A 14,777-nucleotide genomic window follows, 5' to 3' on the forward strand; every position below is an offset into this window, starting at 1 on the left:
GTGAATATGTCAGGAAGAAAAGATTCAGAATTGGAAGGTGTAACATTGCTAGGGAATCAAGGGACAAGTTATTTGTTCAACTATTCCCCGGATGTGTTGGAAACCTTTGAAAATAAACATCCAAACAGAGATTATTTTGTAAAATTCAATTGTCCAGAGTTTACAAGTTTATGTCCCAAAACGAATCAGCCGGATTTTGCCACTATTTACATCAGCTATATCCCGGGAGAACTAATGGTGGAGAGCAAATCATTGAAGCTGTACCTATTCAGCTTCCGTAACCATGGAGATTTCCACGAGGATTGCATGAATATCATCATGAACGATTTAATTGAACTAATGGACCCGCGTTATATCGAAGTATGGGGTAAATTCACTCCACGCGGCGGAATTTCCATCGACCCTTACACCAACTATGGAAAACCTGGCACGAAATACGAAGAAATGGCCGAGTACCGCCTTATGAACCACGACCTATACCCAGAAAAAATCGATAACAGATAATCCATCCAAGAAGACACAGCTCCCGTTGTGTTTTCTTTTTTTAGTGGTAAGTTTATAGTCCCGTTGATTTCCGTTCCAGGCGCTTCGCTTGCCTGCGGGCGGTCCGTGAGCCTCCTCACTCCGTTGCGGGGTCTCACCTGTCCCTTCCTCCCGCGGGCGTCTGCGCGCCTTCCACTCCAATTAACAAGATATTATCATTCACCGTGGGGTTAATGAAAAAAAATCCATTCGAGTTCACCGTAATTGCATTAACTTTAAGTTAGTTTTATTTACAGCTGCGGATTGGAGCATATGTCGAAGACTCCTGAGGGAGATAGCGCTAGGTGGAGACCCCGCAGGCGTGCCGAGGAGGCTCCAGCAGCGCCCCTAGGAAAGCGAAGCCATTTGCGGAAAGGAACAGCGGTGATCAACGGAACAACTAAATTTTTTAGATAAAAAAGGACCAGAAACTTATACTAAAATCCCTCCCAATTGAAAATAATAGCAATAAACAGGAGGGGACAAAAATGACAAACCATACAACAGAATGGTCCTGCGCAGAAACCAGCACACTTTGGACACTTTACCTAAACAACTCCATGTCAGCATGTGTCTTAAGATACTTCCTCGAAACTGTAGAGGATAAGCAAATTCGAGCAATCATTGCAAAAGTTTATGATGTAGCATCTTCCAATGAGAATGAACTGAAGGCAATTTTTTGGAAGGAGAAATACCCACTTCCGTTAGCTTTTTCTGAAAACGACATAAATCTTAAAGCTCCTAGACTCTTTTCAGATACGTTCCAACTAGCTTACGTTTTACAAATGGCCAAAATCGGAATGGTTACATATGGGGCAAGTCTTAGTGCCATATCAAGGAAAGATATCAGAACGCTTTATACGACATTCATGCAGCGAACAATCGAGATATTTGATACTACAACGGATCTGCTATTAGAAAGAGGTTTATATATTAAGAAACCTAGTACGGTTATTCCTGATAGAGCTTATTTAGTGGATGACAAAAAATATTTTAGCGGTTTAAATCCTTTAGTGAACAAGCGTACATTAAATACAATCGAAGTGACGCACCTAAGTATGAATATTGAAACTAATCAAATTGGAATGCTTCTTTGTACGGCATTTTCCCAGACAGCTGTCAACAAGGAAGTACGTGAGTTTATGGTAAAAGCTAAACAAATGGCCCATACACACATAAAAACTTTTGTTGATATATTGTTAAAGGATGATATTCAAGCACCGATGGCAGCAGATTATTCTGTAACCGCTTCACACATCCCTCCTTTTTCTGATAAGTTGATGATGTTTCATAATAGCTTAATGGTGGCAGCTGGCATTGGGAATTATGCGACCGCATCGTCTGCGAGTCAGCGGACGGATATTGCGCTGAAATATGAAAAGCTATCTTCAGAGTCGGTATTACTTGCAAAATCTGGTGCAGACATCATGGTTACTAATCGTTGGATGGAAAAACCTCCTTCCTCTGCTGATAGGGAAGAACTGTCTAAAGAGCGTGAATAGTTGTAGGAAAGCGGTAATTCTGTTATAAAGTAAGTAACAAAGGCAGAGGAGAACCATTCATGAACTCAAAAAGAAGCGCCCTTTTAATTGGAGCAACAGGTTTGGTAGGAGCGTACGTAAAGGAAGAGATTTTGCAAAATTCTGATTACGCACATCTTACGACATTTGTAAGGAACGATACCAATAAGATGCACCCTAAACTAACGGAAGTAAAGATCGACTTCGAGAATATGTCTGTCTATAAGGAACATTTCAAAGTGGATGATCTATTTATTTGCTTAGGGACAACTAAGAAAAAAGCAGGTACAAAAGAGAGATTTCGTAAAGTGGACTACGACTATGTAGTGGAAGCAGCACGTCTCGCAAAAGAAAACGGTGTAACCAAAATTGCCGTAGTTTCAGCAATTGGGGCAGATGAAAATTCTAGATTTTTTTACAACCAGGTAAAAGGGGAGATGGAACAGGCAGTATCAGCTGTCGGGATTACGGCTACGTATTTCTTTAGGCCTTCCTTACTTCTCGGAGATCGGAATGAATTTAGATTAGGAGAAAGGGTTGGAGAAGTGTTAGGTACTGCCATTCAACCCTTATTGCGCGGAAAGTTACAAAAATATCGTTCTGTTCATGGACAAACAGTTGCAAAAGCAATGGTGAGGTTCTTAAAGGACGGCAGAGATGGTGTTCATATTGTGGAATCAAACCTAATTGCTAAAATCGGTGACCTTTGACCCTTATTCTATCTTTATAGGAAAAGTTCGTTTTCATTTCAGCGTAGCAGGGAATAAGAAATAAAAAATAGGAGTGTCCACTATGAGCCAAACGAAAGAGCTAAGAAGAATTCGTAAATCTGGCCATTTAACCATTCCCAAGTCAATTAGAGAACAACTTGAAATTTCCGATGGCGATGTACTGATGATAATGGAACAACCTTTAGGATTAGTAATGAAACCGATAAATGAAGAACACATTTATAATGAATCCATTGTTTCCAATAACGGAAAGGTAAACATTCCTATTGAAATTAGGCGTAATCTGAATATTAATGAAGAGACACATTTTTCTGTTCGACTTGATAAAGAAAGAACTGCCGTTATACTGGAAATTTTAGAAGAGGAAACGGGCTAGTATGAAAAAGACTTCCCAGGTGTGAATTGGAGAAGTCTTTTTTAGGTTTAGTTCTATAATGACTTTACAATTTTATAGTTTTTATGATTTACCACGGTTCGTTGTTCCAATTCTAAATCACGATAATTGTTCATATAAGTAAGGTCCACTATGACAGAGTTTTCATTTACTTTCTCTACCACACCTTGAAGACCTTCACGAAATTCTATGATGTTTCCCACTTCTGCTTTTTTCAACGATATCTCCCCCTAAATAGAGTTCACTGACAGGTAATCTCTCTGTCTGGCTTTTTTATTTTTGTGAAATAGTGGATTTAAAAAGTGTTACATACAGTTTGCATTATTTTTGCAGAAACGTAAATAGTTTCATGCTATTTTTTCTAAATTTTCTTTTAATTTATTTTATTTTTACTTTGTGACCGTTACCCGGTAGGGTGCATATATAATAATAGGGCTACCTAATTGCCCCATTCATTTTATTCCTTATCCCCCATGGAATCCCTTCATTAGAAGGGGTTTTTTTATTCTTTAGGAAATTATAAAATAATTGAATTGTGGAAAATCTGCAAAGTAATTCTTGATCGTCGGGATGAAGACCTCGGTGGTGACAAAAAATTGGAAAGGGAGAGGTCCTCATCGCCGTATGAAGACCTGGGTGACGAGAAAACAGGAGGAGAGAAGTCCTCATCGCCCGTATGAAGACCCCAGTGACGAAGAATCAGGAGGAGAGAAGTCCTCATCGCCCGTATGAAGACCTAAGTGACGAAAAATCAGGAGGAGAGAAGTCCTCATTGCTCGTCTGAAGACCTCAGTGACGAGAAATCGGGAAGAGAGAGGTCCTCATCGCCAATATAAAGCCCTTGGTGACAAGGGATTTTATTGAAATAGTCAAAGGTGAACGCAAAGGAAAGATCCGGCCAAGGTCAATATTTCAAAGCTGTGCGAAAACCGAGAAAACGTTCCAAGAGATTATGATCTTGGGACGTGGTTTTAGCTCGCGTTAGCGATTTTTTTCTGTTTATTTTCACATTAGGCTGTTAGTGATAAAATAAGAGTAGTATTTCGAAAGATGGAGTGATAATTGTGAATGAAAATTTAGCAGCAGAAATATTAGACAAGCTTAAAAATGGAGAGCTTCATGAATATAGAATTACAAAAGAGGATTTTATGATTTTTCGTAAAGTGCTGGTTGCCCGTGAAGACTTCAAACACTACAGAGGCATTGCCAAACACAAAGGTGAAGTAGTATACCAATACATGCAAGAAGCAAGAAGCTAGGTGGATACAAAAACCAAATTGATCGCAGTGGAAGGCACGAAGACTCCTTGAAAATGCTAGCGCATTTTCTTCGTGCGATGAATCGCTGCCGGAGCCTTCCTTGTCCTATGGGAGGAAGGGACAGGGGAGACCCCTGAAGCGTTGTGAGGAGGCTCCCGGACCGCCCATGGAAAGCGAAGTGCCTGAAACGAAGATCAACTGTTAAGTGTTACCTTATTAATTTCCCTCCTAAGTTTCTTAAGCGCCTCTGCCCGCCAAGACTTAACAGCACTTACCGTAACCTCCTCCTGCCTAGCGACTTCATCCAACTTCTTTCCTTTAATAATGCACTCTTCCACCCATTTCCGCTGCTTATCCGTTAAATGGCGAGTATACTCCTCCAATCCCACATCTACAGAGTCCCCAGTAAAATCAATCCCCTCTTCCGGCATCGCCTCCATAAACATGTGTGTATCTTCCCATCTCACCTCTTTTTTTAAGTGATTAAGCAATTTTCCGCGTATTGATGAATATGCATAAGAAGTAAATGAACCTTTTCTGCAGTTCTGTGAACAGAAGGCTTCCCATAAAGCAATGGTTGCCTCATGAACGTAACGATCTTTCTCTTTGTATATATTCAAAGTCTTAATGATATGGTGTATCATGGGAGTGTACTGATTTAATACCTCTTCAAAAGTTGGTTTCATTAGGAGTTCCTAACGAAAAGCTAGCTTTTCTCTATTACCGGTATCTTTACTATAGTGGCCGTTTATTTAGTTGACATGTCAAGATATGAGGAATAAACTGTGAAGTAGCAGTGGCATATGGCTTGTATAGTTATATGTTATGAAGAGTATGGAGGTTACCTGTAAGAGAGTATCAACGATAATGTTAAAAAAGGGGTAATTGCCATGGAACATAAAAAAGAGGATAAACTAGCGAATCAATCAATGTATCTTTGGAAAAATGACGCCGACCGGACAGTACAAGGATTTTTACTATACCCGGAAAACATTCCGGATATTCAATATATAAAAAAGTTATTACGTCATATGTATATGGCAAAGGAAATCTTCAAGATGTCGATCTGGTTTGAAGGAGACGTCATCCAAGTTACTGGTCGTATACAATCTTTCCGCTATAAAGCGAATAAACTTACCATTAAAGATGTGGATAAGAACATCTATCATATTCGTATATTCGATGTGGTTGAGATTATTAGAAAACCACAAAAATAGCAGTACTCAAGAGTCCAAATAGGGCTCTTTTTTTATGCCCTTCATTATTGCCTCCATTTAACTACTGGTATATTACATAACTTTATAGGAAAAATAAAAGGAGAATTGTGACGTCCATTGTTTCCATAGAAAGGGGGGAGTTCAATGAAAAACCTACTGAAAAAACTGTTTACACCTAAAAGCAGCCAAACATCGAACAAGGTAGAGGATATGTCTGTTACACAATTATTATTACAAATGGAGAAATCTGTTGATTTTTTGAGGTTTACAAATCAGACCAATGATGGAAGCAGGAAGGTTTGGATTAACTATTACTATACATTAGTGGATACTGATTTCCTGCATCGTGACATATTACATAGGATTTCTACTAGCCCATGGAGCAATTTACAAGAATTAAAAAATATTTTACCAATAGAAGTAGTGACCATTAGCTCCGATCCGAAGGAAATAAGAGAAAAGTTATTAACAGGCTTTATTTTTGTACAGATTGGTGAGAAGGACAAAAAAGGCTTGTTAGTCCGATCGGAATTTGTCCAAACCCGTGCAGTTTCTTTGCCAGAGGTTGAGTTCAGCGTTATAGGACCTAAAGAATCGTTTGTTGAAAATATAGATTCTAACATAAACCTTATTAGAAGGCGTTTAAGCAGTCCGATGTTAACGGTTGAACAGAAAATGTTAGGCACCATTTCCAGGACGAGAGTGGGTGTCATGTATTTAGATGGAATTGTAGATAATGAAAATGTGCAAACAGTCATCCAAAGACTTGATGAGGTGGAATTCGATCATATAAATGACAGTTCCTATATAACACAATTAATATCTGATAACGGTAACACAATATTTCCGCTGCTTCTGGATACAGAGAGGCCTGACCGGATTGTGTCGGCTTTGACGGAGGGGAAAGTAGTGATCATGGTGGATGGATCTCCTCATGGACTCATTGGACCTACAACGCTTGTGGAATTTTTCTCTTCATTCGAAGATTATTATTTAAGTTATTGGCTTTCTTCCTTTTTTCGGCTTATCAGGCTGTTCGGTGTTGCCTTTTCCATCTTGGTAACCCCAGTCTATGTTGCAGTTTTGACCTATCATTATGAATTGATTCCCAAAGATCTACTGAGCACGTTGATTTCTTCTAGACGTGAGGTTCCATTGCCACCTATATTAGAAGCGATTTTTCTCGAACTAACTATTGAATTACTTAGGGAAGCTGGAGCAAGACTTCCTACAAAAGTTGGCCAGACAATCGGTATCGTGGGTGGGATAGTTATTGGGACCGCATCTGTTGAAGCTGGTTTGACGAGTAACGTCCTGTTAATTATCGTAGCACTTGCTGCACTAGCATCCTTTACTACCCCTGTTTATAAAATGGGTAATACAATCCGACTGTTGAGGTTCCCCTTCCTATTGTTTGCAGAATTATGGGGATTGCTAGGGATTGTGTTTTGCTTCTGTATTTTGGCAGCGCATTTGTTAAGGCTGACATCTCTCGGAAGGCCTTACTTGGAACCGATTTACCCTCCTAGAGTGAAAGATATGAAGGATGCTTTGTTACGGCTACCATTTTCGATGCAAACAGAAAGGCCTGGCCAATTAAGAACCAATAAACCTCAAAGAATGGCGAAAATACGAAAAAAACCCAAAAAGGATATTGATGAATATTGAAATAAGAAGGGAGGCATGACATTGCAAAAAATTCCAAAGCAGTTCCAAGTTTCATCCTTTTTAGTGTTTTACTTAATTCATAGCACACAGTTTGGAGTAGGAGCACTTGGCTATCAACGGGTTATTGCAATGTCTGCCGGCTACGATGCTTGGATGGGTATTATCCTCTTTGGTGGTTTTACACACATCATTGTTTACATGATTTACAAAATTTGTGAAAAAAGTAACGGAGATTTGGCGAGTGCTCATCGAATGGCTTTTGGTAAATGGATAGGTAACCTATTTAACCTCTTTTTTGTTTTCTACTATATCATGACGGCTGTAACCGTGCTACGAACATATATTGAGGTGGTACAAGTTTGGCTATTTCCAGATTTAAGCACGTGGTTTTTTTCATTATTATTTCTTCTCCTAGTGTTTTACATAATAACAGGCGGATTTCGAGTCATCACGGGGATAGCCTTTTTGGGTGTTATGCTACCCGCTTATCTGTTAATAACTATTGTCCTCCCGCTTGAATATGCAGATTTTCGAAATTTGCTACCAATATTCGATCATTCACTTAAAGACATCTTTCTGTCAGGCAGGGATATGACTTTAAGTATGCTTGGATTTGAGACACTATTGATGTTCTATCCATTTATAAGCAAACCGCAACAATCCAAAAAGTGGGCTCATTTAGGAGTTTTTGTCACTTCATCCATCTATCTAATATTTGCACTAATCACGTTTGCCTATTTCAGTGAAGGGAAGCTGCAAAAAAATATATGGGCAACGCTCTCTATTTGGAAAATCATTGAGCTTCCTTTTGTAGAACGTGTAGAATATATCGGAATTGCCAATTGGTGTCTTATTATCCTTCCAAATGTGTGTCTGTTTTTATGGTGTGCTAGCAGGCTTGCCAAAAGAATGACCAAACTGAAACATAGGACCAGCTTAATTATAATAACAACTATCGTTTTTATAATCATGAATCAATTTGAAGATAGGAAATTGATTAATGATTTAAACTCCTATATGGGACAAGTCGGATTTTATATGGGCTATGTGTATATTCCGTTGTTATTTCTAGTTATTACTTTTGTGCATTGGAGAAGGGGGAAAAAAGAAGATGAGAAAACATAATATTAACTGGGTTATTTCAATCTCAATGTGTCTCTTTCTTACAGGATGCCTGGAAAAAGAAATCGTAGATGACATTAATATTGAATCAGTAGAAGGCTTTGATTTGATTGGAGAGAAAGAAGTGTTGGGTACTTTCGTAGTACCAGTATATCAAGCTGATAAAAAGATCGAAACTGAAACATTTACTGCGGTTTCCCAATTAAATAAGGATATATTAAGGAGTGCACAGAAAGAATCGTCTGCACCGATTGTCAACGGTAGCTTAGAACTAGTTTTGTTCAACAAAGCGATGGCAGAAAAGGGGATCATCCAACTTGTCGATGGCTTACAAAGAGATGCAAGTATCGGAACAGGTTTATACTTGGCAATTGTGGATGGCGAGACAAAGGAATTATTAGAGCAAAACCTTGGTACAAGGGGAACAGGTGATCATCTGTTTAATCTTGTTAAACACAATATTGACAGAAGAGACGTTCCGAAAACGAACATGCACATTTTCCTGTCAGATTATTTTCAAAAAGGGAAAGACCCTAACTTACCTATTTTAAAGAAAACAGAAGATAGTGCAAAAATTGTTGGAGTGGCAGTAATGAAAGAAGATAAATATGAAATGACCATTCCAAATGAAAGATTATTTTATTTTAAAACACTTGTGGACAAACATTCCGATGGTACCGTTTCCTTGGGAGTGGACGGAAAAGAAGAATTCGTTTCTATACGAAGTATTAAGACAGATAGAAAAATTAAAGTGAAATGGGAAGGTGACACTCCTTCTATTAAAATAATAGTAAGAATGGATGGAGCGGTTAGAGAATATACCGGTAATAAAGTCACTCCTAAGGAACTAAAGGAGTTCCAAAAGTTGTTGGAAGATAAAATCATCAAAGAAACAGAATCCATGATAAAAGAGTTTCAGGAAAAAGGTGTAGACCCGATTGGCTTAGGATATGAAGCGAAATCTCGAAAAAGGGGATTTGACTATAAAAAATGGAAAGAAGAGACCTATCCAACTTTAACGGTACAAGTGGATGCAGATGTGAGACTTATCAGCACAGGTACTACCGAATAGGTCAGATATCCAAGTGTGTTGAATATACTATGGTAACATCTAATAAGGGGGGCTATATATGCCTCAGAAGATTCTTTTGTATTGTGACCCTGGTATTGATGATTCATTGGCAATTATTTATGCATTGTTGAACCCTGAACTTGAATTGGTTGGTATTGTAACTAGCTATGGCAATGTCGATCAAGAACAAGCAACTCAAAATGTCGCCTATCTCCTGGAACTTGGAGGCAAGAAGGATATTGTATTGATTGGCGGGGCGAAAACACCACTATCTGGTGAGTTTACTCCCTATTATCCAGAGATACATGGGGAAGAGGGATTAGGGCCAATTAATCCTCCTGATACGATAAAAGGAGAATTATTAAATTTTGATGCAATCTTTAAATTAATTGAGGAATATGGAGAGGAATTGATAATTGTAGATGTCGGGAGGTCCACTTCGCTTGCCATTTCTTTTAATCTAGCTGGTGCAGAAACAATGAATGCAATTAAGGGCTTTTATTTAATGGGAGGTGCCTTTCTCACTCCAGGAAATGTAACCGCAGGAGCGGAAGCAAATTTCTATGGTGATCCGATTGCTGCAGGAATTGTGATGGAAAAAGTGAAAAATGGTGTACTCTACCCATTGAATGTTACAAAGGAAGCAATAATCACACCTGAGATGATAGATGATATTATTTCAGAAGAAAACAACCCTTATCAAAGCCTTATCAAAGAGATATTTGATTATTATTTTGAAGCTTACCAAAAGCTTATACCAGGAATAGAAGGAAGTCCTTTGCATGATGTCATGACATTATTTGCCGTGACAACGCCACAAGCATTCAAGTATGTGGAGAAGGAAGTTAATGTGGGGTTAGATGAAGGGAATTTAAGGGGAGTAAGCATTGCTGACTTTCGACCAAGACCAGATGAAAAGGGAAATAAAGTGACTATTGCACTAGAGGTGAATGCAGAGGAATTCGCTAAAAACTTCGTCAAGGTCATGTCCTCCCCTATTGCAAATGAAGAATGAGTATTGTAATATTTGGTATTTTCCAGTTCTATAGACTCATCACAATACGTAATATAGTAGTGTATGAAGTTATAGAACTGGAGGGGTGATTATGGGAGTTAGGTTGATAAAAATTTCCGTTATCTATTTTTTGATAGGGGTCGGCATCGGTTATTATATGTCGACGGCACATGCATACAATTTGACGCCTGTACATGCTCATGTTAATTTGCTTGGATGGACCGCTTTGACTCTTGCTGGTATCATTTATATTTTATTTCCTGCAGCCGGAAAAACGAAACTTGCTACATGGCATTTTTGGTTACACAATATAGGCTTGCCTTTGATGATGGTTGGCTTGGCATTTGTAGTATACGGTAATGAGTCCTTATTGATATTGACCATTATCGGGGCGAATTTAACCACTCTAGCTATTGTATTGTTTGTGATAAATGTCTTAAAGAACGTTAAGCAGCCTGAAAGCGAATAACCTCTAAGGTGTCCAGTACCCTAAATGGTGTGCTGGATCTTTTTTGTTTTTCAACTATTCCTTTAGCATTGCTTTTGATATGATGAAATGAAAGAGGAATTACTTTAAAGGGGTCGAGAACATGTCATTTCACCAATGTCCAAACTGTCAAGAAGAAGTAAAATATAAAACCAAATTAACCTCTGTCTTTTTTGGGTATCGTCCTATTAAATGTGAGGGTTGCGAAACCGTTTATGAAGTAGATGAAAAATTCCGTTTTATCTTATCTCTTTATACCGTGCTAATACCGATTCTTATTGCTTATATGCTAAGTGCGATGATGGGGGTTTTACATACAAGATGGAGCCAAGTGCTTATAGTGTTAATTTTTGGTTCAGCCGGTGTGTTTTATGCAGCAACCAAAGTGCGTTACAAGAAATCAAAACTACAGCCGGTAGAGGAAAAGAAAAAACAAAAAGCAAAATAAAAAAGCTCTTTTCTCGAAAATTGTTGCTATTCACCGGTAAAAAGTCGGCAATTGGACTTTTTTCTGATTACATACTCTAGAAATCACAAGTAGTATGCTTCGTAAAACAGAGAAAAGAGCACGACAGTAAGTAATATATCGGCTAATTTGAGTTTGCGAAACAGCAACAAAATTTATGAAAACAGACCAATAAAAAAAACGAGAAGGATTTCGATTCCTTCTCGTTTTTTTATGTTTTTACACCTGATCTAGTACCCAGATCAGGAAGGCAGCCACTATGACTAGTGAAATAGCATGAAGTACAAAAGACCCGATAAAATCTTTTAAGACAATTAAATAATGGAATTGACTTTTTTTATTATTACGTACAATTCTTCTCGCTCTCGTATCCATCACTTCACTCCTACACACATGAAGAAATTTGTAAGTATATTATACAAAATATTCTCACAAATAATAAGTAATAAAGTAGAAATTTGTAAAAAAAACTAAATATATGTACACCAGTGTCATTTTACCACATAAAAGAATAAGGGGTATTAATTTTATCGGAATAATGAAAAGGATGTTTAGGATGAAAACGGAAATCCACCCATTGTAAAATAATTGAAAAAAGGATTGACGTTCTAATTTGTCTTAGTGTACTATCTAACTAGAACACTAAAACAGAAAGGGGAGTTTTAATGAAAACACATGCTTTTAAAGGGTTGATGAGAAAAGAATGGCTGCTATCTAAAAATACTTTTATACTTCTTATTTGTTTCAAGCTCTTTATTTGGGCTGTTGTATTGAGTGGGAGTGTGCTCACCAATAACCATGAACTATTATATATTGCGACATCCATGATTATCGGTATCCATGTTATTTATATCACGATGATTGTTGGGGCAGGACTGAGCTTGGAAGAAAAGTCGCAAATGTGGCTGCATAGCCCTCGTTCTATGTCCATGATCTTAGGCAGTAAACTTTTGACAGGGATTTTACTCCAAATCACTAGTTTATGTATGGCGTTTCTGTTGTTAGGGATAACAGTAATTTTCTTTTATCCGGGCGGAACTACGGTAAATCTCTTAACGGCAGGATCTATTTTTCAAATGAGTGTCCTAATAACAGTTAGTGGATTAGAACTCGCTATGTTCTATACGTTTTATTGGGCAATCTACCATTCGATGGGGAGGTTCAATTATTTAGCAAAGTTTAAAGTAGTCCTTTTCACGTTATTTATCATTGTTAGCTTCCTTTTGATTCTATTTATAGAAAAACAGTTGTTGGGAGGATTGCAATCGGTTTTACCTGTTCCAATTGAAATGACAAAATTCATGAATGTCCATATAGGAGAAGATGGTCTTTGGATCAGTTCTGGCGGAGAAAAGATTTCATGGGTAGGTTTGCTTTTCTCTACATTGAAAATAACTGGACTCTTTTTCCTATCAAGTTGGCTTTTAAATAAGGCGGTGGAAGTAAAATGACAGCAAAATACGATGCTGATAAACCAATTTATCTGCAGATCATTGATCGTATAAGTAAAGAAATCGTTCGAGGTGTGTTAAAGCCTGGAGATAAACTTCCTTCCGTTAGGGAAATGGCCATTCAGTCAGGTGTAAATCCAAATACCATTCAACGAACATACAGTGAAATGGAGAGGATGGAAATCGTGGAAACCAAAAGAGGGCAAGGGACATTTGTTACGGAAAATGAGGGAATGCTTTTGCATTTGAAAAAAGCCATGGAAACTAAAGTTGTTGAAAGCTTTGTCCAGAGTATGAGGGAAATCGGTGCATCAGAAAGGGAAATTGTTGAAAGTGTGGAAAGATTTTTGGAGGAGGGGGAGAATCAGAAATGATCAAATTCGAACAGGTTAGTAAAAAATATGGCAAAGATATTGCGGTGAAGGATGGGAATCTGTCTTTTGAAAAAGGAAAAATCATTGGTTTGCTTGGTCCAAACGGCAGCGGAAAGTCTACCAGTCTGAAGATGATTGCCGGTTTGGTAAGACCTGATAAAGGTAAGGTGACGGTGGATGGGGAAATAGCCAGCCGCAAGATTGCAAGAAAGGTAGCCTATATGACGGAACTTGACGTATTTTATGATGCTTTCTCAGTAGAAAACATGGTCAAATTCTACGCCTCCCAATTCGGGGATTTCGACAAAGAGAAGGCGGAAGAGCTTTTGGTGTTCATGAAACTTGAGCCATCCAAAAAAATAAAAGAGTTGTCCAAAGGTAACAGAGGCAGATTGAAGCTTGTTCTGGCATTGGCCAGGCAAGCGGATTACATTCTGTTGGATGAGCCATTTTCAGGATTGGATCCCATGGTGAGAGATTCGATTGTAAAAGGGCTCCTAACCTTCCTCGATTTCGGTAATCAGACGATTATTATTGCCACCCATGAAATTGATGAAATTGAATCACTGCTCGATGAAGTGGTGTTAATAAAAAATGGAAACTTTATGGCCCATCAAAACGTAGAACATATTAGGGAATCGGATGGACTGTCGGTTAAAGACTGGATGATTGCAAATTTACAGGAGTAAGGGGGGAGAAAGAATGGGTTATTACACGGGGCTGTTATTAAAAGATTGGAAGCTTTCGATGAAGGCGCAACTGCAGAATTATCTTTTTATTCTAGCGCTATGGATGTTAGGTGTAGGGTTATCGTTAAGTATGGATGAGCCGGAAGTTTCTATAGCTATTGGGCTGACTTTAATAAGCATCCATATTTTCTACATGGGAACCGATATGGTTATGAATCTTGTAAAAGAGCAAAAATTAAAGATGTGGTTATATAATCCAAATCCCGCTCGATCTCTACTTTCTAGTAAATTGCTAATCTCAATGTTCAACTGTTTGCTGTCCATTACTTTTGCCATCCTTCTGTATGCCATTTCCTGTTTCATCAGTGGCCAGCCCTTTCTTCAAGGCAAGGAAATTATTGAGGGCTTTGCATTAATAGGTACGATTATAGGTGTAGGTATGTATCTTGCGATTTGGGCCATTTTTTTCTGGTCTCAAATTGCTGTTGCAAAAGGGAAGCGCTTTGAATATGTGCGCATTGCTTTTAGCGGGATAATTGCGTATTTTATTTTTGTGATACATGAGGGGTTCATGCTTAGTACCTTATATGATCGACTCAAGGATGTTGGCAGTTTTCCGTCCGTATCATTAGGTACTCTAGTCACAAATGAAACGGAGAATGGGTATCAGGAAATTTCGTTGGGGGTAAGTTTGTCAGAGTTTTCCTTTGGACTGTTTACGGTTTTTCTAGCGGTAAGTGTTTTGGTTTTTTTCCTCTCAGTAAAAAATGTGAAGAAAATAGAAGTATAA

19 protein-coding genes are annotated in these 14,777 nt (G+C 38.2%); 16 read left to right on the plus strand and 3 right to left on the minus strand.

Annotated features, from left to right (window positions below; genetic code table 11):
* Window positions 1-6 precede the first annotated feature (6 nt).
* The 4 genes from queF (at window position 7) to B4U37_RS07990 (ending at window position 3,149) form a co-directional block, all read left to right on the plus strand.
* The gene (gene queF / locus B4U37_RS07970) at window positions 7-504 is read left to right on the plus strand and encodes a preQ(1) synthase (RefSeq protein WP_010193224.1); all 498 of its coding nucleotides are present in this window, start codon (window positions 7-9) and stop codon (window positions 502-504) included.
* A 506-nt stretch (window positions 505-1,010) separates the two neighbouring features.
* Window positions 1,011-2,024: a DUF3231 family protein gene (locus tag B4U37_RS07980; RefSeq protein WP_088017798.1), complete on the plus strand. Its 1,014-nt coding sequence runs from the start codon at window positions 1,011-1,013 to the stop codon at window positions 2,022-2,024.
* A gap of 59 nt (window positions 2,025-2,083) precedes the next feature.
* Entirely contained in the window at window positions 2,084-2,752 is a 669-nt protein-coding gene (locus tag B4U37_RS07985; protein WP_088017799.1) for an oxidoreductase, read from the plus strand.
* Window positions 2,753-2,834: 82 nt separating this feature from the next.
* Entirely contained in the window at window positions 2,835-3,149 is a 315-nt protein-coding gene (locus B4U37_RS07990; RefSeq protein WP_088017800.1) for an AbrB/MazE/SpoVT family DNA-binding domain-containing protein, read from the plus strand.
* Between the two features lie 53 nt (window positions 3,150-3,202).
* On the opposite strand, the gene B4U37_RS07995 is transcribed toward B4U37_RS07990, so the two are convergent.
* Window positions 3,203-3,385, minus strand: coding sequence for a YkvS family protein (locus B4U37_RS07995; protein WP_088017801.1), 183 nt, complete (start codon window positions 3,383-3,385; stop codon window positions 3,203-3,205).
* Window positions 3,386-4,231: 846 nt separating this feature from the next.
* Between B4U37_RS07995 and B4U37_RS08000 the strand changes: the two genes are divergently transcribed.
* Window positions 4,232-4,426 (plus strand): hypothetical protein, encoded by a 195-nt coding sequence (locus tag B4U37_RS08000; RefSeq protein ID WP_010193229.1) that lies wholly within the window; start codon window positions 4,232-4,234, stop codon window positions 4,424-4,426.
* Window positions 4,427-4,620: 194 nt separating this feature from the next.
* Here the strand turns inward: B4U37_RS08000 and B4U37_RS08005 are convergent, their stop codons facing one another.
* The gene (locus tag B4U37_RS08005; RefSeq protein ID WP_029326354.1) at window positions 4,621-5,112 is read right to left on the minus strand and encodes a sigma-70 family RNA polymerase sigma factor; all 492 of its coding nucleotides are present in this window, start codon (window positions 5,110-5,112) and stop codon (window positions 4,621-4,623) included.
* A gap of 204 nt (window positions 5,113-5,316) precedes the next feature.
* Here B4U37_RS08005 and B4U37_RS08010 point away from each other — a divergent pair, with 204 nt between their 5' ends.
* The 7 genes from B4U37_RS08010 (at window position 5,317) to B4U37_RS08040 (ending at window position 11,455) form a co-directional block, all read left to right on the plus strand.
* Window positions 5,317-5,643, plus strand: a complete 327-nt coding sequence (locus B4U37_RS08010; protein WP_010193231.1) for a hypothetical protein — start codon at window positions 5,317-5,319, stop codon at window positions 5,641-5,643.
* A gap of 144 nt (window positions 5,644-5,787) precedes the next feature.
* Window positions 5,788-7,311: a spore germination protein gene (locus tag B4U37_RS08015; RefSeq protein ID WP_010193232.1), complete on the plus strand. Its 1,524-nt coding sequence runs from the start codon at window positions 5,788-5,790 to the stop codon at window positions 7,309-7,311.
* Between the two features lie 15 nt (window positions 7,312-7,326).
* Window positions 7,327-8,436 carry a GerAB/ArcD/ProY family transporter gene (locus B4U37_RS08020; protein ID WP_342746500.1) on the plus strand — a complete coding sequence of 370 codons (1,110 nt, stop codon included), beginning with the start codon at window positions 7,327-7,329 and terminating at the stop codon, window positions 8,434-8,436.
* A complete protein-coding gene (locus B4U37_RS08025) occupies window positions 8,423-9,505 on the plus strand; it encodes a Ger(x)C family spore germination protein (RefSeq protein ID WP_010193236.1) in 1,083 nt (360 codons plus the stop codon). The genes B4U37_RS08020 and B4U37_RS08025 overlap by 14 nt, the downstream gene beginning before the upstream one ends.
* Before the next feature lie 58 nt (window positions 9,506-9,563).
* Window positions 9,564-10,520: a nucleoside hydrolase gene (locus B4U37_RS08030; RefSeq protein ID WP_088017803.1), complete on the plus strand. Its 957-nt coding sequence runs from the start codon at window positions 9,564-9,566 to the stop codon at window positions 10,518-10,520.
* 91 nt (window positions 10,521-10,611) lie between these two features.
* Window positions 10,612-10,989 carry a cytochrome-c oxidase gene (locus B4U37_RS08035; RefSeq protein WP_088017804.1) on the plus strand — a complete coding sequence of 126 codons (378 nt, stop codon included), beginning with the start codon at window positions 10,612-10,614 and terminating at the stop codon, window positions 10,987-10,989.
* Between the two features lie 121 nt (window positions 10,990-11,110).
* Window positions 11,111-11,455 carry a TIGR04104 family putative zinc finger protein gene (locus tag B4U37_RS08040; protein ID WP_010193239.1) on the plus strand — a complete coding sequence of 115 codons (345 nt, stop codon included), beginning with the start codon at window positions 11,111-11,113 and terminating at the stop codon, window positions 11,453-11,455.
* A 237-nt stretch (window positions 11,456-11,692) separates the two neighbouring features.
* Here B4U37_RS08040 and B4U37_RS21935 read toward each other — a convergent pair whose 3' ends face one another.
* Entirely contained in the window at window positions 11,693-11,848 is a 156-nt protein-coding gene (locus B4U37_RS21935) for a hypothetical protein (RefSeq protein WP_010193242.1), read from the minus strand.
* A 290-nt stretch (window positions 11,849-12,138) separates the two neighbouring features.
* On the opposite strand from B4U37_RS21935, the gene B4U37_RS08045 reads away from it, so the two are divergent.
* Genes B4U37_RS08045 through B4U37_RS08060 form a run of 4 tightly spaced genes read left to right on the plus strand, consistent with a single transcriptional unit; the run spans window position 12,139 to window position 14,777 of the window.
* Window positions 12,139-12,924 carry a hypothetical protein gene (locus B4U37_RS08045; protein ID WP_088017805.1) on the plus strand — a complete coding sequence of 262 codons (786 nt, stop codon included), beginning with the start codon at window positions 12,139-12,141 and terminating at the stop codon, window positions 12,922-12,924.
* Window positions 12,921-13,298: a GntR family transcriptional regulator gene (locus tag B4U37_RS08050; RefSeq protein WP_088017806.1), complete on the plus strand. Its 378-nt coding sequence runs from the start codon at window positions 12,921-12,923 to the stop codon at window positions 13,296-13,298. The genes B4U37_RS08045 and B4U37_RS08050 overlap by 4 nt, the downstream gene beginning before the upstream one ends.
* A complete protein-coding gene (locus tag B4U37_RS08055; protein WP_088017807.1) occupies window positions 13,295-13,987 on the plus strand; it encodes an ABC transporter ATP-binding protein in 693 nt (230 codons plus the stop codon). The genes B4U37_RS08050 and B4U37_RS08055 overlap by 4 nt, the downstream gene beginning before the upstream one ends.
* Window positions 13,988-14,000: 13 nt before the next feature.
* Window positions 14,001-14,777, plus strand: coding sequence for a hypothetical protein (locus tag B4U37_RS08060; RefSeq protein WP_010193248.1), 777 nt, complete (start codon window positions 14,001-14,003; stop codon window positions 14,775-14,777).

The sequence above is a fragment of the Sutcliffiella horikoshii genome (assembly GCF_002157855.1).
Taxonomy (GTDB): domain Bacteria; phylum Bacillota; class Bacilli; order Bacillales; family Bacillaceae_I; genus Sutcliffiella_A; species Sutcliffiella_A horikoshii_C.